Consider the following 19,955-nt stretch of genomic DNA (forward strand, 5'->3'; position numbering starts at 1 on the left):
GATAATATGGTAAAACATCGAATTGGTCGTGTGGAACAAGAAATACAAAAAGAAGTAAATGATATTTTACTTAAACGTATTCGTGATCCACGAGTTCAAGGTGTAACTGTAACCGGTGTTGAGATGACAGGTGACTTGCAACAAGCCACAATTTACTACAGTATCCTTTCTGAGAAAGCTAGCGATGTCGAAAAGACTCAAGCCGGTTTAGATAAGGCCAAAGGTCTGATCAGAAAAGAACTAGGTTCACGTCTAACACTATATAAAGTTCCAGAATTAGAATTTAAACAGGATCAGTCTATTCGCTACGGTGAAAAAATTGACCGTTTAATTGCTAAATTACATCAAGACGAAGCAAATCGTTAAAATAAAGAATACCTGCCGAAATGAAAATTTCTGCAGGTATTTTTTTATCTTCGAGTAGGCAATTATAGTTATCAAAATAAAAATTGTTCTTTATTTAAAAAGGCTGATTTCTATTTAGAAGATAGTCAGGTAAAATTCACTTTAGTTTCCAAAAAGTTTTTAAGGGAGAAGAAAGTGCATAAAAAATTTTTATGGTTGATCCTGTTTTTATTAGTAGGATGCTTGAATAGCCAAACAACCACTATTAAGGCTACATCAACAAATACAAATCAAACTTTGACTGCAAAAAGAATTAGTAATTGGACTTATAGATCGGGTGAGAAATCAGTCAAGATTTTGAATAATGATAAGCCAACAGAGATCAAGAAAGCCAATTTTGATCAATCACATGTTGATTATGGAGGCTTAGATAGTCTCAATCGCACAAAGACAGCCACTGCTTACTTGACCAGAAATAATTTAGGACGTTCGAATACAAGAACTGAACAAATGTGGCGTCCGACTGGTTGGCATAATCAAGCTAAATATATTGATGGAACTCGAATAATTCCACAAAATCGTGGACATTTGATTGCTTATACAATGACGTTTAATCTAAATAAATCGGGTCAGGCACAACAAGGTGAACTTGGTAGCATCGATAATCCTTATAATTTATTTACACAAACAGAATTTTCAAATCAGAAGACGATGACTCAAATCGAACAAAAGGTTCGCAATACTTTGGCTCAAAATAAAAAAGTGGTTTATCGAGTAACGCCAATTTTTCATGGGCGTGAATTAATGGCTAGAGGTGTCTGGGTTCAAGCCTTGTCGACAGATGGCAGTTTGAAGTTCAATCGTTACTTGTGGAATGTGCAAGATAAAGTGAAATTTGACTATGTTACTGGAAGATCCAAAATTGACAGAAATTGGAGGGTCCCGGAAGTTTCAGACCAGAAATCAAGTTATAACCATTATCAAAGGCATAACGATTATCGTAAAAAGTATTAGTTTGATATAGAGAAATTAGATAAGTAAAAAAACTGATGTCGAGATGGCATCAGTTTTTTTGCTTTTTAATGTTACTATTTTATAAAGTGAGGTAAGACAAATATGAATACTAAAGATATACTTGCGCAAACTTTAAAAAATTTAATGAATAAAACTCCAGTTGATAAAATTACAATCAATATTTTAACAGGTGAAGCTAACGTTGCTCGAAATACTTTTTATTACCATTTTGATGATATCAAATCAATCTTGGAGTGGATCTATGCCCGTGAAATTGTCGTTCAATTAGCCGTTTATCAAAGACAATCGAACTGGATCGACGGTTTTAAAACCTTATTGGGTTATATTTATGAGAATCGTAAATTTTGTTTGAATACATTTAGATCAACTAATCGATCGTTCTTGGAACATTTTCTTTATCGCTTGGCTTTTGATATGGTATCTGGTGTTGTTATGGATCTGGAACCTGACTGCGATACTAATTTACGTGATGAGATAAGTAACTTCTATGGACGTGCTTTAACAAGTCAAGTTATTCAATGGTTGGTAACTGATATGAAAGAATCAGAATGTGAATTTGTCGAGCGAATGGAGCGTATGCTTGGCGGAACAATTGAAGCTGTTGTTAAAAGAAACTATCAAAGTTTGGACAAGTGATAGTCTTTGACCATATTAAGAACTCTGGAAACCGGTTACAATTTAATTGTGAATTAGATAACTAAGGTGACTGGAGGCGATTATAATGTTCTTATTTCAAAATATTACCGCAATAGATTGGGTAATGTGGATTGCTGTTATTGCAGCATTAATGCTATTGAACGAAGCCGCACGAGCTAATAAATGGATTGGATTGGCACTTTTTGTTGCTGTACCGATTATTCTAACGATTTTTGTTTGGCCTAGGACTGCTGGAGCTGGTAGTAGTACAGGTACATGGTTTCATTGGGTAAAAGTTTATTCGGCGTTAGCAGGATGTTTAGGATTCATGGCTTTGAGATTTATTCCCAAGCTGCAAAATAATAAGTGGATGCTAATGTTCCCACCGATTATTTTGTCAGTGAACATCATGGAAGCAGTATTCAGAGATTTTCAAGTTTACGGATTACATGGAATGGTTGATGGCGTATTTATGAATGGTGGCGCTTGGAATATCATGAATGGTATCGCCGGTATTATTAATATCATTACGATAACCGGTTGGATGGGGATTATTGTAAGTCGTGATAAGCAAAAGGATATGATTTGGCCTGATCAAATTTGGCCATGGATTATTGCTTATGATGTGTGGAACTTTGCATATGTTTACAATTGTGTTGGTGACCATTCATTCTACGCAGGAGCTGCATTACTTCTTTCTTGTACCATTGCCGCATTCTTTATCAAGAAAGGTTCCTGGCTGCAGGCACGTGCTCAGACTTTAGCATTTTGGATGATGTTTACAATGAGTTTTCCAGCATTTGTAACCGATTCTCAATTTGCAGTTCAGAGTTCTCATAGCAGTACGGCACTTATGACGATCAGTGCATTAGCATTAATTATCAATATAGCTGTTTTAGGATTACATATTTATCGAGTTGTTAAATTACGTAGAAATCCTTTGAAAGATTCAGTTTATGCTGGAACAAGAGCACATGATCAAGTAGTAGCGGATAATTTAGATATTGATAAACTCCCTAATGATTTGAATACTAAAGATTCAAGTAGAAAAGATTCAGCTCTGATTTAAGCTAAAGAATCATATTGATTATTAAAATAATTGATATGATTTTTTTGTCGTTTTGTCAATATAAATTAATCAACTGTTGATAATGCTTATATCTGTTATATTTAATGGAACAATATATAATTGCAATGTTCTTACTGGAGGATCATTTAATGAGGGATATACTAAGTAACCTAAATAACATTTTCAAATTTATGATTATCTTAGTGTTTATCCTTTGGGAAAAGAGTGTGTTTGCATATTACTTTGACTTCTCTTTGGGAGTACAGGGCTTACTGCAGAATATAATTCTTTTAATAAGTCCTTTAGGTACAAGTATCATCTTATTAAGCTTTGGACTTTACTTCCGTAGGTCAAAAATCGCATATTTTGCCATGACCTTAATTTACTTGATCGAATCTATTTTTTTATATAGTAATGTTCTCTATTATCGAGAGTTTACAAATTTTATTTCGTTAAATACGATTCTTAGTTCTGCCAAAGCTGTTAAAAGCCTTGGTCCTAGCGTAATGAATTCAATTAAATACTATGATTTTGTTTATTTGATCGATGTATTATTTGTCTTCATTATTTTATTTATCATGATCCGAAAGAAAAAATTACAACTGACACGTAAGCTGAATGCCACAGCTTGGACTATCTTTGGCGTGATGATATTTTCATTTAATCTAGCTTTGGCGGAAATGAATCGACCACAATTGTTAACTCGTATGTTTGATCAGACCTATATTGTAAAATACTTGGGACTTAATACATTCTTTGTATACGACTCAATTAAAACGGTTAATTCAGATCGAGTGCGTAATAATACTGAAAATACTAGTATTGATGGACCTTTGAAATATCAGCAAGAAAACTATGCAAAACCGAATCAGAAATACTTTGGCGTAGCTCGAAAGAAGAATTTGATAATTATTCATCTGGAAAGTTTTCAGCAATTTCTCATTAACTTTAAGGTAAATGGTCAAGAAGTAACGCCTTTTTTGAATTCACTATATAGCGACAATAATACTTTGTCATACAGTAATTTTTTTCATCAGGTGGGACAGGGAAAAACAAGTGATGCTGAAACAATGCTGGAAACTGGATTATTTGGTTTGCCAGAGGGTTCATTTTTACCTCAGTTAGGGCCTAGTAATACTTTTCAGGCTGCACCCGCAATTTTGAATCAGTCAGAAGGATACACTAGTGCAGTTTTCCATGGAAATGTTGCTAGTTTTTATTCGAGGGATAAAGTCTATCCTAATTTTGGATATAACTATTTCTTTGATCAAAAGTCGTTCAATACTTCTGATGGCAGCAGCGTTGGATTCGGTTTAAAGGATAAGTTGATGTTTGCTGAAAGTACTAAGTATTTGGAACAATTGCAACAACCATTTTATGTGAAGTATATTACGCTAACTAATCACTATCCATTCGATCTTCCAGCAGAGGATAATGATGGCTTTGTCACTACTCAAACGAAGAATAGTGTTGTGAATAACTATTTTTTGACGGCGCACTACTTAGACAGTTCATTAAAAGAGTTCTTTAATTATCTGAAGAAAAGTGGGTTGTACGACAAATCTATGATTGTTTTGTATGGAGATCATTATGGGATCTCAAACGATAAGAATCCTGATTTAGCACCACTATTGGGCTATTCTGAAGATCAGTGGACTGATTTTAATAATACTCAACTTCAAAGAGTACCATTTATGATACATATGAAAGGTTTAAAAGGTGGAGTTAAGGACACTTATGGTGGTGAGATAGATGTGTTACCAACGCTTCTCCATCTTACTGGAGTCAATTCTAAAGATTATTTGCAATTAGGCGAAGATTTATTATCTAAGGATCACAATCAAATCGTGTCTTTTAGAAATGGCAGTTATGTGACTCCGGAATATACAGTTTTAAAGAAAGGTAAGGGATCGTATGATGTTTATCTTAACTCCAGTGGTGAAAAATTAGATTTAACGGAGAATAAGATATTATCTAAAAAAATAGAAAATTGGGGCAAACAAGTTGATCAGCGTCTAAAAATATCAGATAAGATCAATAATCAAAATCTCTTGAGATTCTATACGCCTAGTGGATTTGTACCAGTAGATCCCAATGATGATAAATATAATTATCTAAATCAAATGGACAGAATGCTCCAAATAAGGGATGAAAAAGGGACTGGTTCAACCAGTTTATATTCTAAGAATGATAACGATTCCACTACTAACTTCTATGACAGTGATGCTCCGGAATTCAAGCAAGAATTACTTGTACCATTCAAGTGACCTCTTTCATCACTGACTTGTATCGATAGTCTGCAAAACTTCCAATTCAATGGAAGTTTTTTTGTTATAATTAATAAAGTTGTTTATTAATAGTTACGGAGATTAAATACATGAATGGTGTAATTCCTTTGCATAAAGAAATCGGGCTGACTAGTTCCGATTGTGTTTATAAATTAAGAAAAATTTTACATACAAAAAAAGTAGGTCATACAGGAACTTTAGATCCTTTAGTGGATGGGGTCTTGCCAATTTGTGTAGGTCAATCTACCAAGTTAGTTAATCGCTTAACTGGTTCACCTAAGGAATATGAAGGCGAAATAACCTTAGGTACTTCAACCACAACTGAAGATCGTGAAGGGGATGCTGTTGAAGATATTAAATTGGAGCAAGCATTCACTAATGAGAAACTTCAAGAAACGTTTACCAGTATGATTGGTGACTTAACCCAGATACCACCGATGTATTCAGCTGTTAAGGTCAATGGTAAAAAACTTTATGAATATGCTCGTGCAGGATTGAAAGTCGAGCGTCCTGAAAGACAGATTCATCTATATGACTTTTATATGATGGGTGAACCAGTCTTTGAAAAAGCAACTGGCAAACAAACTGTTAGATTTCATGTCAGATGTTCTAAGGGTACTTATGTTAGAACCTTAGCGGTTGAATTCGGTTCATTATTAGGTGTTCCATCATTCATGTCAGAACTCACCAGAACTCAAAGTGCAGGTTTTGATTTGAAAGACACTTATAAGTTGTCAGATATCAAGTCAATGATAGAATCAGAAGAGTATGGTTTCCTAAAGAGTATTGATGATGTCTTGGAGGATCTTCCAGCACATGAACTGACAGATGAGGAATGGGAAGTAAATGTCGTTCACGGAGGCTTCTTGGAGTTTTCACAATACGATACTAAAAAGAATCTCAGAGTTACCAAGAATAACATTACTAAGGCAATATATAAGTATGATCCAAAAGATTCAATGTGGAAGCCTGAAACGATGTTACTAAACAATGAGTAGAAAAGATTAATTATGAAGATTTTAAATGTAAAACATCCCTTGAAATCAGACCAGATCCCTTCTGAGGATACAGTTTTGATAATGGGGTACTTTGATGGTGTGCATGAGGGACATCAAAAAGTTATTAATCGTGGTGTAAAGCTAGCAAAAGAAAAAGGTTTAAAGTCTGTTTTACTGACATTTGACCGATCACCTAGAGAAGTCTATCAACATGAAAAAAATTATCAATATTTATCAACAGTAGCTAGAAAAGCTGAATTAGTTGAAAAGCTGGATGTAGATTATTTGTACGTTATGGAATTTAGTTTGAAATTTTCACGCCTAACACCGGATGAATTTGTCGACCAATATATGGTTCAGATGCGTGCACAATATGTTGTTGCGGGATTTGACTATACGTATGGAAAACGTGATATCGCTAATATGGAGAATTTACCCAAGTATGCCAAAGGTAGATTTGAAGTCGTAACGATACCTGAACAAATGTATGACGGTCAAAAAATCGGTTCTAGCTCGATCAAAGAATTGATCACATCTGGAAAGGTCGATCTAGCCAACAAAGTTCTGGGATATAACTACCAAAATCAAGGTGTTGTTATTCACGGTCTACAACGAGGCCGTACGCTAGGTTATCCAACGGCTAATATAAAGACGTCTACAAATCAAGTAAAGCCGTCTATCGGTGTTTATGTGACGCGTATAGAGGTTAATGGTCAATGGTACAAGGCCATGACATCAGTTGGTTATAATGTAACGTTTAAAGAGGATACTGGTGTAACGATCGAAGCTAATCTATTTGATTTTGATGAAGATATTTACGATCAACCAGTCAGAGTAGAGTGGCTTCACTATTTACGCGGTGAAGTGAAATTTGACGGTGCAGATGGCTTAATTGAGCAGTTGCATTTAGATAAAGAGAATTCTTTGAAGTACTTTAAGGATCAAAATAAAGGAGATAGAACGGTCTAAGTTCTAGCTCTCTTTTTATGTTTTCATTTTCAGTAAATTCTTTCGGTTTTCTAGTGCTCAGCACTTGACACTACTAGTAGAGATTGTTATATTTTACATTGTTAGCACTCATAGTTGATTAGTGCTAAAAGGAGGACGGTATAATGTTATCGGAACGTCAAGATGCTATCTTGAAAGAGGTCGTGCGCATTTTTACAGATACCGGCCAACCGGTTGGTTCAAAGACATTGATGAATGCGTTGACGTTTCATGTCAGTTCGGCGACGATCAGAAATGAAATGGCAACGTTGGAAGAAATAGGTTATCTCGAGAAAACCCATCTTTCTTCCGGTCGTATTCCATCTGCAATGGGATATCGTTATTATCTTGATCATTTGGTTCGACCTATGTCAGTACCTCAAAATATTGCTCAGAGGATCGATGAGGATTTTGGTCAGACATATCATCAAATCGATGACATCATCGAACAGTCAGCAAAGATCCTTTCTCATTTAACGAGTTATACAGCAATCACATTAGGTCCTGAAAGCAATGCAGTTTTATTAACTGGTTTTAGGATCGTGCCATTAAATGATCGTCAAATAATGGCAATTATCGTTACCAGTGATAATAATGTTGAAAGTAACATTTATACAATAAATGAAGAGTTTGATACAGAACTTATAGAAAAAATCGTTAGAGTTGTTAATGATAAATTAGTCGGTCAGCCTTTACCGAAGGTCATTAAGATGTTGCATAATGATATTCCGGCTATTCTATCTGAGTATATGTATTCAAACGATGGTTTGATCGACATGATCGATCAGCTATTTAAAAAGGCAGGTTCAGAAAAGTATTTTGTCGATGGACAACTTAATTTATTGAATTATGCTAATAATGAAGATTTATCGGAAGTACAATCACTTTTCTCAATTATTAATGAAAGTAATGATTTGAAGAAATTGCTTGATCCTGATATTGCTGATGACGGCATTCGTGTTCGTTTAGGTAGTGAATTAGGTTCAGATGCGTTTAAAAATTACAGTATTATTACTGCTAATTACGATGTTGGTCATCATGGTAAAGGTGTTATTGCTTTATTGGGACCAACAACAATGCATTATTCACAATTGATCGGATTATTAGGAGAGTTCAGACAAGAATTGGCTAAGAGATTGATTGACTACTATTCACGGTATGATGATTCTTGATACTTAGGAGGAAGTAATGGCAGATAAAGAAGATACAGAGAAAAAAGTAGACGATTCTAAGAAGCCTGAAGAAAAAGCGGAAACAAAAGTTGATTCTTCAAAAGAAAGTCCTAAAGAGACAGTTGATCCAAAGGATGCAGCTTTGAAGGATCTAAAGGCTAAGAATTCAGAACTGGAAGATAAATTTCTTAGAAGCCAAGCTGAAATTCAAAATATGAATAATCGTCATAAAAAAGAAGTTGCTGGGATTTTAAAATATGATGGTCAAAAATTGGCTACCGAAATTCTTCCAGTAATTGATAATTTGGAACGTGCCTTAACAGTTGAAGTCGACGATGACGCCGGCAAGCAATTGAAGAAGGGTATCGAAATGGTTCAACAACACATGGTGAAAGCCTTGAAGGATAACAAAGTAACTGTTATCGAAGGTGTTGGTGACAAGTTTGATCCAACTGACAGTCAAGCAGTCCAAACTGTTCCTGCCGATGATGATCATCCTAAAGATACTATCGTCCAAGTTTTACAAAAGGGTTATAAATTAGAAGACCGTGTATTGCGTCCTGCAATGGTCATTGTTGCTCTGTAATATAAAATTTTAAAAAGAGGTTTTAGTTTATGTCAAAAGTTATTGGTATTGATTTAGGTACTACAAACTCAGCTGTTGCGGTACTTGAAGGTGGATCACCTAAGATTATTGCTAACAAGGAAGGTGCTAGAACTACTCCTTCTGTTGTTGCATTTAAAGATGGTGAGATCCAAGTTGGTGAAGTTGCTAAGAGACAAGCAATCACTAACCCAGATACAGTTTCATCAATCAAGAGACACATCGGTGAACCAGGTTACAAAGTAACTGTTGCCGGTAAGTCATACACACCACAAGAAATTTCAGCTATGATCTTACAACATATCAAGAAGTTCTCTGAAGAATATCTTGGTGAAGATGTTACAGATGCTGTTATCACAGTCCCTGCATACTTCAATGATTCACAAAGACAAGCTACTAAAGATGCCGGTAAGATCGCTGGTTTGAACGTTCAACGTATCGTTAACGAACCAACAGCTTCAGCACTTGCTTATGGTCTTGATAATGACAAAGGTGACGAAAAGATCCTTGTTTATGACCTTGGTGGTGGTACATTTGATGTTTCTATCCTTGAATTAGGTGACGGAGTGTTTGAAGTACTTTCAACAAATGGTGATACACATCTTGGTGGTGATGACTTTGACCAAAAGATCATCGATTGGTTAGTTGAACAATTCAAGAATAAGAATGGCGTTGACTTGTCACAAGACAAGATGGCTCTTCAAAGATTAAAGGATGCTGCTGAAAAAGCTAAGAAGGATCTATCTGGTGTAAGCCAAACATCAATTAGTTTGCCATTTATTTCATCTGGCGCTAATGGTCCTCTTCACTTGGAAGAAACATTGACACGTGCTAAGTTTGATGAATTGACATCAGAATTAGTTGAAAGAACAAGAATCCCAGTTGACAAGGCCTTAGAAGATGCTAACCTTTCAGCTTCAGACCTTGACAAAGTTATATTAAATGGTGGTTCAACACGTATTCCTGCTGTTCAAGAAGCTGTTAAGAGCTGGACAAGTAAAGAACCAGACCACTCAATCAACCCTGATGAAGCTGTTGCTTTAGGTGCTGCTATTCAAGGTGGTGTTATCTCTGGTGATGTTAAAGATGTTGTTCTACTTGATGTCACACCACTTTCATTAGGTATTGAAACAATGGGTGGAGTATTTACTAAGTTGATCGACAGAAATACAACTATCCCAACAAGCAAATCACAAACATTCTCAACTGCTGCAGATAATCAAAGTGCTGTTGATATTCACGTTATGCAAGGTGAACGTCCAATGGCTGCTGATAACAAGACTTTAGGTCGTTTCCAATTAACAGATATTCCTGCTGCACCACGTGGTGTACCTCAGATCGAAGTTAAATTCGATATTGATAAGAACGGTATCGTTAATGTTTCTGCTAAAGACCTTGGTACTAACAAGGAACAAAAGATCACTATCAAGAGTTCGTCAGGTTTGAGTGATGAAGAAATTGATAAGATGATGAAAGAAGCTAAGGAACACGAAGACGAAGATAACAAGCGTAAGGAAGAAGTAGACGTTAAGAATGATGTTGAACAAACATTGTTTGCTACTGACAAGACTCTTAAAGATATTAAGGGTAAAGTTTCTGACGATGAAATCAAGAAGGCACAAGATGCTCGTGATGCTTTGAAGAAAGCTCAAGACTCTGGTGATCTTGAAGACATGAAGAAGAAACGTGACGACTTAAATAAGATTGTTCAAGATTTATCTGTAAAACTTTATCAACAAGCTCAAGATCAACAAAAGGCTGCTGGTGGTGACGCTGCTGAAGGTACAAAGAGTGCTGATGGCAAGGGTGACGACGGTAAGACTGTTGATGGAGACTTTGAAGAAGTAGATCCAGACAAAGATAAAAAATAAGTTTTGTGATAAAGAGCAGTGATTTAATTACTAGACTGTTAATGGTATAGTATAAAAATGTACTGCTCTTTTGAGCTTGAAAAAGATAAAATGGGACAGTTTGTCCCGTCACAAAGGTGATTTTTAATGGCAAATAGAGATCCATATGATGTTTTAGGCGTTGATAAAAGCGCTTCTGAAGATGAGATAAAAAAGGCATTTCGTAAACTTTCAAAAAAATATCATCCTGATATTAACAAAGCACCTGATGCTGAAGAGAAATTTAAAGAAATAAATGAAGCATATGAAACTCTTAAGGACCCTCAAAAGCGTGCCCAATTTGATCAATATGGATCAGCAGGTATGAATGGTGGACAAGGATTTGGCGGTTTCGGAGGCGGAGCTGGTGAACAGTTCGGCGGTTTCGATGACATTTTCAGTCAATTCTTTGGTGGCGGTACTGCTAGACAGAGTCCTAACGCCCCAAGACAAGGTTCAGATTTGCAATATCGAATGGATCTTTCTTTTGAAGAAGGAGTTTTCGGTAAATCGACAAACATTAACTATAATCGTGAAGAAGAGTGTAAGACTTGTGGCGGTAACGGTGCTAAACCTGGTACTACTCCTGAAACTTGTCATAAATGTCACGGTTCAGGACATGTTGAAGTAGAACGTGCAACTCCACTAGGCCGTATGCGTACTAGAGTTGTTTGTGATGTCTGCAATGGTACTGGTAAAGAAATCAAAGAAAAGTGCCCAACATGTCATGGTAAGGGTAAAGTAAATAACAAACATACTCTTAAAGTTACAGTTCCAGCTGGTGTTGAAGATGGACAACAAATGAGACTTGACGGTCAAGGTGAAGCCGGTGAAAATGGTGGACCTTACGGTGATCTTTATATTGTCTTTAGAGTTAAAGCCAGTCGTGAATTTACTCGTGACGGTGGAACTATTTACACATCGGTAAATATTAGTTTCCCTCAAGCTACATTAGGTGATGAGATCGAAGTTAATACCGTTCATGGTCCAGTTAAGTTAACTGTTCCAGGTGGTACTCAAACGGGTACTTCATTTAGATTGCGTGGCAAAGGTGCACCCGTATTAAATAGTGACAAAGTCGGTGACGAAAAAGTTACTGTTAATATCGTTACACCTCGCAAGCTCTCCGGCGAACAAAAAGAAGCTTTAAAGAAATTTGCTGAAGCTGGCGGAGACAAAGTCAAAGAAAAAGATAGTAACTTCTTTGATAAATTGAAGGATACTTTTAAAGGATAAAATTTAAAAAGATAGTGTGACGAAGCATTATCAGCTTTCGAGCATTAAGGCCAACAAGACTAGTAATCCGATTTTGGATTGCTAGTCTTGTTTGTTTTAAGCGGAAAAAGCTATGTTCTGTTTTTGATATTTTGCGAATGATAAGAATGATTTGTTTCGTGGTGGTATTGTAATAAATAGTGTAAAATAGAAAGAATGAGATAAGTGATAGAAGGGAATAATTTATGGATCTAGATCTTGATAAATTAAAAGAACGACAAAAAAGAATTCGTAATTTTTCTATCGTAGCGCATATCGATCATGGTAAATCAACAATTGCCGATCGTATTCTAGAAAAGACAAAAACAGTTTCAAAACGTGAAATGAAGGCTCAAATTCTAGATGATATGGACCTTGAGCGCGAACGTGGAATTACAATTAAGTTAAATGCGGTTGAGTTGGAGTATGAGGCCAAGGATGGTAAAGATTATATTTTCCATTTGATCGATACACCAGGACACGTGGACTTTTCATATGAGGTCTCACGTTCTTTGGCTGCTTGTGAAGGTGCTTTGTTGGTTGTTGATGCGGCTCAAGGCGTCGAAGCACAAACTTTGGCTAATTCATATTTGGCTATTGATAATGACTTGGAAATATTGCCAGTTATTAATAAAGTTGATCTTCCTTCTGCTCAGCCTGAAAAGGTACAAGAAGAAATTGAAGAAATGATCGGAATTGATGCCGAACATGCTGTTATGACTAGTGCTAAAACTGGTTTAGGTATTGATGAATTGTTGGAAAGAATCGTGTCTGATTTTCCTGCACCAGAAGGAGACATTGATAAGCCTCTAAAGGCCTTGATCTTTGATTCTGTCTATGACAGTTATCGTGGTGTTGTTTTGAATGTTCGAGTTCGTGAAGGCTTGGTAAAAGTCGGTGATACGATCGAATTGATGAGTAATAAAAAGACTTTTGAAGTTACCGACGTTGGTGTTATGTCACCAAAGGCTGTTTCTCGTGACTATTTGATGGCTGGAGATGTTGGTTATATTACAGCTAGTATCAAGTCAGTTGTTGAAACACAAGTTGGTGATACAGTTACTTTGGCTAACAATCCAACTGAGGAACCATTGACTGGTTATCGTAAGAGTACACCAATGGTATATGCTGGTATGTACCCAGTTGATAATGCCAGGTATGAGGATCTGCATGAAGCTTTAGAGAAGTTGAAACTCAATGATGCTGCCTTGGAATACGAACCAGAGACATCTCAAGCATTAGGATTTGGTTTCCGTGTAGGATTCTTAGGTCTATTGCATATGGATGTTGTCCAAGAACGTTTGGAAAGAGAGTTTGATCTCGATTTGATAATCACCTCGCCATCTGTTGATTATCATGTTACGACGACTAGCGGTGAGGAGATCATTGTTGATAATCCAGCGGAGTTGCCTGATGCTTCAGAGATCCAAGAAGTGCGTGAACCATACGTTAGAGCTGAAATAATGGTCCCAGAAGACTATGTTGGTCCAGTTATGGAATTGTGCCAACGGAAGCGTGGACAGTTCGTTACAATGGATTATTTGGACAAATATCGTGTCAATGTCATTTACAAGTTGCCATTACTAGAAATCATCTTTGATTTCTTTGATGACCTAAAATCTAATACTAAAGGTTATGCCTCATTGGATTATGATGTTGATGCTTATGAAGCTAGCGATTTGGTCAAAATGGATATTCTATTGAATGGTGAGATCGTTGATGCCCTTAGTTTCATCGTCCATCGTGACTTTGCCTATCAACGTGGGCGTGACATTGTTTCTCGCTTGAAGGAAGTTATTCCGCGTCAAATGTTTGAGATTCCTGTTCAGGCTGCGATCGGTAATAAAGTCGTTGCTCGTGCAACCGTTAAAGCCTATCGTAAAGATGTTACTGCTAAACTTTATGGTGGTGACAGAACTCGTCGTGATAAGTTGTTGAACAAGCAAAAAGCCGGTAAGAAACGTATGAAGGAAGTTGGGAAAGTAGCAATTCCTCAGGAAGCCTTCATGACTGTTCTTAACTTGAATAAAGGTAAAGGCGACGAATAAGCAAATATATAATTAAATTTAATCAGAACACTTATAATGAAAATGTTATAAGTGTTTTTTTATTTGGGAGGTATTTTGATGGTGAAGTCAGATAATAAGTATGATGCAATTGTAATTGGCGGTGGTCCAGCTGGATTGGCAGAAGCATATGCTTTAAAAGCCGCAAGTAAAAATGTTGCCGTGATCGAGAACTACCAGTGGGGCGGAACTTGTCCTAATCGAGGTTGTGATCCTAAAAAGATGTTACTGAGTGGCGTTCAAGCACGAGATCGAATTGAACAATTACAAGGTAAAGGATTCTCGGATATTCCTTGGGTAAATTGGACTGAACTTGAAACCTTTAAAGAGACTTATACAAGTAAAATTCCTGCAGGTAGCCGCAATGGAATCGTCAGTGCTGGCATAACGGCTATTGATGGCGAACCTAAATTTATTTCTACTGATCAAGTTGAAGTAAATGGTGAAGTATATCAGGCGGATAATTTTGTGATTGCTACAGGACAAAGGCCTAGTCGCTTAAATATTACTGGTAAGGAAAATCTATTAACAAGTACTGACTTTATGAATTTGAAATCAATGCCTAAAAAGATCATATTTATTGGTGCTGGTTATATTGCCTTTGAGTTAGCAACAATTGCCAGTGCAACTGGGGCTGAAGTACATATTGTCCACCATAATGATCGTCCTCTAAAAGAGTTTGATGCTTCTTATGTTGATGAACTAGTTAAACAATTACAATATCGTGGCATTAATTTCCATTTTAATGTTGATACCAAGAGTATTGAGAATAATACTAAGGGATATACTTTGAAGGCCGATGATTTTAGTTTAGATAGTGATTTAATCGTTGGCGCTACTGGGAGAATTCCTAATGTTGAAGAGTTAGCTTTGGATAGGGCCAATGTAAAATTTGATAACAAGGGTATTCAAACTAATGATCATTTACAGACGACTAATCCTAAAATTTATGCAATTGGGGATGTCTTGGACAAAGTAGCACCTAAATTAACACCCGTGGCCGGCTTTGAGGCTAGCTATGTGGCGAGCGTTATCAACGGTAGTCAAAGTCATGGAATTGTCTATCCAGCTATTCCAACACTAGTTTATGGCGGACCAGAACTTGCTAAAGTTGGCATCAGTACTGTTGAAGCCAAAAAAGATCCTGATAACTATCGAGTAGTCGATCAGGATCTAACAAAGTGGTTTACATATTATCGTACGAGTGAACATGTTGCTAAGGCCAAAGTTGTATTTGATAACGATGATCAAATAGTTGGAGCAACTATTTTAAGTAATGAAGCTGACGAAGTTATCAATTATCTAACAATTGCTATCAATAAAAAAATGAAACATGATAAGATTGCAAATACAATTTTTAGTTATCCCACACCAGCTAGTGATCTAGAATATTTGCTCTAATTGCGTAGTATAATGATCCTTATAAATGGGGGGCAAATTATTAATGAAGACTGAAAAAGAAAAATTTCTAGCTGGTGAACCATATCAAATTATGGATCCAGAATTAGCTGCCGATGAAACCAGATCAAGACGATTATGTAAGATATTGAATGAGTTGGATGATGCAGCAGTTGAACAAAAAGATAAGGTTATTCGCCAATTATTTGGTTCAGTAGGGAAAGATCCATATATCCAACCTAATTTTCGTTGTGATTTTGGCTATAACATTCATGTAGGTGATAATTTTTTGTGCAACTATGACAATGTAATTTTAGATATTGCACCAGTCACTATCGGGGATCACTGTCTGATGGCACCGCATGCTCAGATTTATGCGGCATATCATCCCTATGATCCAACGGATAGAGCTAATTTTATTGGTCTGGGTAAACCAGTTACCATTGGTGATAATGCTTGGATCGGAGCCAATGCGGTTATTTTGCCAGGCGTTACTTTGGGTAATAACGTAATTGTTGGTGCTAATTCCACCGTTACCAAATCTTTTGGTGATAATGTCATAATTGCTGGAAGTCCAGCTAAAGTTTTGCGAAAAAATATGCCTAAAAAATAGTTTAATGAAAAGTTATTCGGCTGTTTTTTAAATGAAAAAATAGGAGTTATATCAAACTTGGTTATCCAAGCTAGATACAACTCCTATTTTTGTTGTTAGATCAGTCCTAGAGATGTTTTTTATAGCAACATATTTACAAGTTTTTTTAAATCTTCTTTTTCAGGTATTTCAGGCAACATGTTGATGTCAAAGATAGCCTGGTCTTTATATTCTTTTACCATAACTTGAGCAGCATCAACTCCGCCGTCGATAACCTGTTCAGCCGTTTCAGCCAAAGCTCTGTCACCAGTTTTACCAGCCTCGGCAATTTTGTTCATAAAATCATTGCCATTCTTACCAATTGCAAATATGACTGGTAAAGTAAATTCACCATTTTGCAGCATATAGAGTGGTCCAAATTCATTTTCTGAGGTATTTATGCCAATTAAATCAAAGATCTCGCTTTTAATTTGATAAGCAATACCAATGGTACGACCGATTTCGCCAGCAGAATCGACTAGAACGTCGGAAGCATGGGCGGCTTGAGTACCAAAACGACAGGCAAATTCAAACATGACTGCTGAACGTGCCTCGACTCGTTTGATATATTCAGCAATATCTTCAACCGGTTTGATCATCTGCTCGTCAGCCAATAATTGATTAGTTGTAATTTCTTGAACAGCATCAATTTTTCCTTGAAGATCGTCATCGTCAGCGGAGCATTTTCTAAATTCAACGTCGATCAAGTCAGAGAAATATTCCACCATGAAATTTAAATTGATAGCATCAGGACCTGCCTGGTGTTTGCGCATTAATTCATTCCGGATATAAAACATTTGCGAAGCTGCAGCAGCATATTGTAGTGAGTTTTCACGTAATTTATCTGTATCACCAAATCCGGCAAATAAATAAAAGAAAGCTGCGTGTAAAAATCTGCCAGAGTGTAAATATCCTTTGGCTTCATTGATGATGTCGTTTTTATTCAATTCAATCAATCTCAACATGTAATCTTCTAGATTGATCAATTTGGTATTTAATCTAGGAAATTGTTGGAAGGGTGATTCCATTAGTTAGTACTTCCTTTATTTGAATTTATCAATTTCGACTTCGAGATTTTCAGCAATAGGTAAGAAGACATCAGTAAAGAATTTTTGAGAATCAAATTTCTTTTGATCTTCAATGATGTCATTACACCTCTTCCAAGCAGCATTGCGCATGTTGGTTGCCAAATTTTTACGTATAGAGTGTAAATGTTTTTTGAGTTTTGGATCAACGGCACCGTATGCTTGAATGTAGAAGAAAATAATTTCGTTAAAAGTATTATCCAATATCCAGAAGAAAGTATTTCTTAATTGTGCAATATTCATCATCTGAGTAAAGACTTTGTCTTTCAAAATTTGTTCTTTAGTGAAAGTACTTGAAGAAACAATGATTGAGTTTACCTGACTCATATCAGCAATATAGTTAGAGTAGTGATCCCACTGTGCCTCTTCCAGATCCATACCTATCTTCTCTTTGATTTCATCTTTAGACATTTTCTTTAATTGCTTGAGAGTATTGTCTTTTATTTCGTTACTTTCTTCGACCAGTCTTTTTTCCAAATTGTATAGAATAGTCTGATTTTCATTTAGATATTTTATGACTACTGGCCAGATTTCATTGTTAAATGTGTCGTGAAAATGATTGAATAGGTCGTCAGTATAAGTATTCAAAATTTGTCGATCGGATTTTGTATCTTTTACATGAGATTCAAATTGGATAACAAGAGGGGTACCTTCCTTTTTATCGGTAGTGCCGTAAGTTACACCGCTTTCTTTACGCTGTTTATCTTCCCATTCTTTTAATTCGTTAAGATCAAGTAGTCCTAAAGGCATGATCGTAATATCTGAATGTGTTGCCATAATTTGTAGGGCAAAGGGTGTGGTGATTTTTTGTGTTTCAATGAATGACTTCAAAGTTACACGTAATTTCTTTTGGTTATCTAATTGATCTTCAGGATCAGCGTAAAAGGCTGAAGATTGGATCGGTGAATTTTCAAAACGATCATTTATTTGTTTTTTTAAATCATTAATATCCATTTACTTATCTTCCTCGTTAGTATCATATTTAACTTTTAGTTCCTGTAATTTCTTTTGACCTTCATTAGTTAAGCTAGCAGCCTTTAAAGTAACGGTTGCTAAAGAGTAATTCTCGATAGCTTCGATCTTGAGATTTTCAAACCAACCACTATTTTGAACTTCTTTAACAGTTTTATATAACATCGATGTTTTATTCAGTTGTCGATTAGAAGTAAAATAATTGCGATCAACATCTTTTAATAATTGATAGATAGATTCTTCCATAGTCACATTAATTGTCATAATTGATTCTCCATTCCTATTTAATTATAGTTTACCGAAAACTAGAAAAATAAAAAATTAGTAAAATTCCTAAGTTAAAATAAATTATCCATCTGTTATGATAAAAAAGTAATAAAATTGATATATGGAGGGAATATTATGTCAAAGAAAATTTTAATTAGTGGATTACATTGTGAGAAGTGTCCGGTACACATTGCCGAATTGATCAAGGATGTACCTGGAGTTGAGAAACAAGAGAAAGATATGGACAAAATGACTCTAACTTTAACAGGTAATATGGATTTAGAGAAAATTCAAGCTGCTTTGAGCAGTAAACCATTTACCGTTGAGGAAATTGCTTAATGAGATCCGGATCAACTAAAAAGGCTCAACTTCTAGGAGTTGAGCTTAATTTAATTTCACTATTGTTTAGTAGTATTAGTCCAGTACTGAATAAGTTTTCACTGGTTAGCCTGAACCCAATATTGGGAGCTTTGCTAACGAGTGTTTTCGCCGCAATTCTGAATTTGATTTTAGTTTATGTAATGTATCATGATTTTTCGATCATTAAAAATAAATGGGTGATCTTTTTGGGATTATCCAATGCAGTTGGGGTTATCTTGCAGTATGTGGCTTTGTCATTATTGAGTCCTGTAACAGTAACCTTGATTGCACGAATTTATTTGGTTTATGTATTTGTGTTATCGTATATTTTCTTGAAAGAGAAATTGACCAAATTAGATTATTTAGCCATTATTTTATGTATCGGCGGTTCGATCTTTGTTTCTCAAGGTCGGGTTCAGATTGATAGTATCTGGGGAATCTTATGTGCTTTTATTTACCCATTGATGTATGCCGTTAACAATATTATTGCTAAGTATTTGGTTAAGGATAACAATCCGGGAAATGTTTTATTCTATAATCATTTGGTATCTGCTGCTATGTTACTTGTTTATGCTCTATTCGTTCCTGGAACGTTTGCCGGTATTCAAGCTAGAGCGGTTACTTTCAACTTCTTTGGAGCATTCTTTAATGGATTCTTATCATTATTGTTGTTCTATACTAGTTTAAAATATATAACAGCTGGGAAAGCTAACATTGTTCGTGCGTTGGGACCGATCATAGTTATTATTTATTCATATTTCTTTTTCCCGATCCAGATTACAACGAATATTATCATAGGAGCTTTATTATTAATTACTTCAACCGCAATCGTGACATTTACTAAAGCTGATAAAGCCTAAGCATATCGAATTTTCGATATGCTTTTTTTTTAGGGAATT

19 protein-coding genes are annotated in these 19,955 nt (G+C 35.7%); 16 read left to right on the forward strand and 3 right to left on the reverse strand.

Going from position 1 to position 19,955, the window contains the following annotated elements; translation table 11 throughout:
* Positions 1-6 precede the first annotated feature (6 nt).
* The 14 genes from rbfA (at position 7) to EKM60_RS01210 (ending at position 16,354) form a co-directional block, all read left to right on the forward strand.
* Positions 7-366: a 30S ribosome-binding factor RbfA gene (gene rbfA, locus EKM60_RS01145; protein WP_057763742.1), complete on the forward strand. Its 360-nt coding sequence runs from the start codon at positions 7-9 to the stop codon at positions 364-366.
* A gap of 174 nt (positions 367-540) precedes the next feature.
* Positions 541-1,359 (forward strand): DNA/RNA non-specific endonuclease, encoded by an 819-nt coding sequence (locus EKM60_RS01150; protein ID WP_125711695.1) that lies wholly within the window; start codon positions 541-543, stop codon positions 1,357-1,359.
* A gap of 102 nt (positions 1,360-1,461) precedes the next feature.
* On the forward strand, positions 1,462-2,016 hold the full coding sequence (locus tag EKM60_RS01155) for a TetR-like C-terminal domain-containing protein (RefSeq protein ID WP_125711696.1): 555 nt from the start codon (positions 1,462-1,464) through the stop codon (positions 2,014-2,016).
* Positions 2,017-2,101: 85 nt separating this feature from the next.
* Entirely contained in the window at positions 2,102-3,085 is a 984-nt protein-coding gene (locus EKM60_RS01160) for a DUF5692 family protein (protein ID WP_225426971.1), read from the forward strand.
* A gap of 149 nt (positions 3,086-3,234) precedes the next feature.
* On the forward strand, positions 3,235-5,352 hold the full coding sequence (locus EKM60_RS01165) for an LTA synthase family protein (protein ID WP_125711697.1): 2,118 nt from the start codon (positions 3,235-3,237) through the stop codon (positions 5,350-5,352).
* A gap of 110 nt (positions 5,353-5,462) precedes the next feature.
* Positions 5,463-6,371, forward strand: a complete 909-nt coding sequence (gene truB, locus EKM60_RS01170; protein WP_125711698.1) for a tRNA pseudouridine(55) synthase TruB — start codon at positions 5,463-5,465, stop codon at positions 6,369-6,371.
* A 12-nt stretch (positions 6,372-6,383) separates the two neighbouring features.
* Positions 6,384-7,340, forward strand: a complete 957-nt coding sequence (gene ribF, locus EKM60_RS01175; RefSeq protein ID WP_125711699.1) for a riboflavin biosynthesis protein RibF — start codon at positions 6,384-6,386, stop codon at positions 7,338-7,340.
* 143 nt (positions 7,341-7,483) lie between these two features.
* On the forward strand, positions 7,484-8,530 hold the full coding sequence (gene hrcA / locus EKM60_RS01180) for a heat-inducible transcriptional repressor HrcA (protein WP_125711700.1): 1,047 nt from the start codon (positions 7,484-7,486) through the stop codon (positions 8,528-8,530).
* A gap of 16 nt (positions 8,531-8,546) precedes the next feature.
* Positions 8,547-9,116, forward strand: a complete 570-nt coding sequence (gene grpE, locus EKM60_RS01185; protein WP_125711701.1) for a nucleotide exchange factor GrpE — start codon at positions 8,547-8,549, stop codon at positions 9,114-9,116.
* Between the two features lie 29 nt (positions 9,117-9,145).
* On the forward strand, positions 9,146-11,005 hold the full coding sequence (dnaK, locus tag EKM60_RS01190; RefSeq protein WP_125711702.1) for a molecular chaperone DnaK: 1,860 nt from the start codon (positions 9,146-9,148) through the stop codon (positions 11,003-11,005).
* A gap of 126 nt (positions 11,006-11,131) precedes the next feature.
* Entirely contained in the window at positions 11,132-12,259 is a 1,128-nt protein-coding gene (gene dnaJ, locus EKM60_RS01195; RefSeq protein WP_125711703.1) for a molecular chaperone DnaJ, read from the forward strand.
* Between the two features lie 224 nt (positions 12,260-12,483).
* On the forward strand, positions 12,484-14,325 hold the full coding sequence (gene lepA / locus EKM60_RS01200; RefSeq protein WP_125711704.1) for a translation elongation factor 4: 1,842 nt from the start codon (positions 12,484-12,486) through the stop codon (positions 14,323-14,325).
* A 78-nt stretch (positions 14,326-14,403) separates the two neighbouring features.
* Entirely contained in the window at positions 14,404-15,744 is a 1,341-nt protein-coding gene (locus EKM60_RS01205) for a dihydrolipoyl dehydrogenase family protein (RefSeq protein ID WP_125711705.1), read from the forward strand.
* 43 nt (positions 15,745-15,787) lie between these two features.
* A complete protein-coding gene (locus EKM60_RS01210; RefSeq protein WP_125711706.1) occupies positions 15,788-16,354 on the forward strand; it encodes a sugar O-acetyltransferase in 567 nt (188 codons plus the stop codon).
* A gap of 119 nt (positions 16,355-16,473) precedes the next feature.
* Here the strand turns inward: EKM60_RS01210 and EKM60_RS01215 are convergent, their stop codons facing one another.
* From EKM60_RS01215 to EKM60_RS01225, 3 genes are read right to left on the reverse strand one after another with little or no spacing between them, the layout of a single operon-like run.
* Positions 16,474-17,400 carry a polyprenyl synthetase family protein gene (locus EKM60_RS01215; protein ID WP_125711707.1) on the reverse strand — a complete coding sequence of 309 codons (927 nt, stop codon included), beginning with the start codon at positions 17,398-17,400 and terminating at the stop codon, positions 16,474-16,476.
* 15 nt (positions 17,401-17,415) lie between these two features.
* Positions 17,416-18,411 (reverse strand): hypothetical protein, encoded by a 996-nt coding sequence (locus EKM60_RS01220; protein ID WP_125711708.1) that lies wholly within the window; start codon positions 18,409-18,411, stop codon positions 17,416-17,418.
* Positions 18,412-18,693, reverse strand: coding sequence for a hypothetical protein (locus EKM60_RS01225; RefSeq protein ID WP_125711709.1), 282 nt, complete (start codon positions 18,691-18,693; stop codon positions 18,412-18,414).
* A gap of 138 nt (positions 18,694-18,831) precedes the next feature.
* Between EKM60_RS01225 and EKM60_RS01230 the strand changes: the two genes are divergently transcribed.
* A complete protein-coding gene (locus EKM60_RS01230) occupies positions 18,832-19,035 on the forward strand; it encodes a heavy-metal-associated domain-containing protein (protein WP_125711710.1) in 204 nt (67 codons plus the stop codon).
* Positions 19,035-19,916 carry a DMT family transporter gene (locus EKM60_RS01235; protein WP_125711711.1) on the forward strand — a complete coding sequence of 294 codons (882 nt, stop codon included), beginning with the start codon at positions 19,035-19,037 and terminating at the stop codon, positions 19,914-19,916. The genes EKM60_RS01230 and EKM60_RS01235 overlap by 1 nt, the downstream gene beginning before the upstream one ends.
* Positions 19,917-19,955 lie beyond the last annotated feature (39 nt).

It is taken from the genome of Companilactobacillus kedongensis (genome assembly GCF_003946625.1).
GTDB lineage: Bacteria > Bacillota > Bacilli > Lactobacillales > Lactobacillaceae > Companilactobacillus > Companilactobacillus kedongensis.

What these genes read in the sequence shown, in the direction of transcription:
- EKM60_RS01215 (WP_125711707.1), bottom strand. Translation starts at nt 17,400, where the DNA reads ATGGAATCACCCTTCCAACAATTTCCTAGATTAAATACCAAATTGATC.
- EKM60_RS01165 (WP_125711697.1), top strand. Translation starts at nt 3,235, where the DNA reads ATGAGGGATATACTAAGTAACCTAAATAACATTTTCAAATTTATGATT.
- EKM60_RS01220 (WP_125711708.1), bottom strand. Translation starts at nt 18,411, where the DNA reads ATGGATATTAATGATTTAAAAAAACAAATAAATGATCGTTTTGAAAAT.
- EKM60_RS01155 (WP_125711696.1), top strand. Translation starts at nt 1,462, where the DNA reads ATGAATACTAAAGATATACTTGCGCAAACTTTAAAAAATTTAATGAAT.
- EKM60_RS01205 (WP_125711705.1), top strand. Translation starts at nt 14,404, where the DNA reads ATGGTGAAGTCAGATAATAAGTATGATGCAATTGTAATTGGCGGTGGT.
- EKM60_RS01210 (WP_125711706.1), top strand. Translation starts at nt 15,788, where the DNA reads ATGAAGACTGAAAAAGAAAAATTTCTAGCTGGTGAACCATATCAAATT.
- dnaJ (WP_125711703.1), top strand. Translation starts at nt 11,132, where the DNA reads ATGGCAAATAGAGATCCATATGATGTTTTAGGCGTTGATAAAAGCGCT.
- hrcA (WP_125711700.1), top strand. Translation starts at nt 7,484, where the DNA reads ATGTTATCGGAACGTCAAGATGCTATCTTGAAAGAGGTCGTGCGCATT.
- EKM60_RS01235 (WP_125711711.1), top strand. Translation starts at nt 19,035, where the DNA reads ATGAGATCCGGATCAACTAAAAAGGCTCAACTTCTAGGAGTTGAGCTT.
- dnaK (WP_125711702.1), top strand. Translation starts at nt 9,146, where the DNA reads ATGTCAAAAGTTATTGGTATTGATTTAGGTACTACAAACTCAGCTGTT.
- EKM60_RS01230 (WP_125711710.1), top strand. Translation starts at nt 18,832, where the DNA reads ATGTCAAAGAAAATTTTAATTAGTGGATTACATTGTGAGAAGTGTCCG.
- lepA (WP_125711704.1), top strand. Translation starts at nt 12,484, where the DNA reads ATGGATCTAGATCTTGATAAATTAAAAGAACGACAAAAAAGAATTCGT.
- EKM60_RS01160 (WP_225426971.1), top strand. Translation starts at nt 2,102, where the DNA reads ATGTTCTTATTTCAAAATATTACCGCAATAGATTGGGTAATGTGGATT.
- truB (WP_125711698.1), top strand. Translation starts at nt 5,463, where the DNA reads ATGAATGGTGTAATTCCTTTGCATAAAGAAATCGGGCTGACTAGTTCC.
- rbfA (WP_057763742.1), top strand. Translation starts at nt 7, where the DNA reads ATGGTAAAACATCGAATTGGTCGTGTGGAACAAGAAATACAAAAAGAA.
- EKM60_RS01225 (WP_125711709.1), bottom strand. Translation starts at nt 18,693, where the DNA reads ATGACAATTAATGTGACTATGGAAGAATCTATCTATCAATTATTAAAA.
- ribF (WP_125711699.1), top strand. Translation starts at nt 6,384, where the DNA reads ATGAAGATTTTAAATGTAAAACATCCCTTGAAATCAGACCAGATCCCT.
- grpE (WP_125711701.1), top strand. Translation starts at nt 8,547, where the DNA reads ATGGCAGATAAAGAAGATACAGAGAAAAAAGTAGACGATTCTAAGAAG.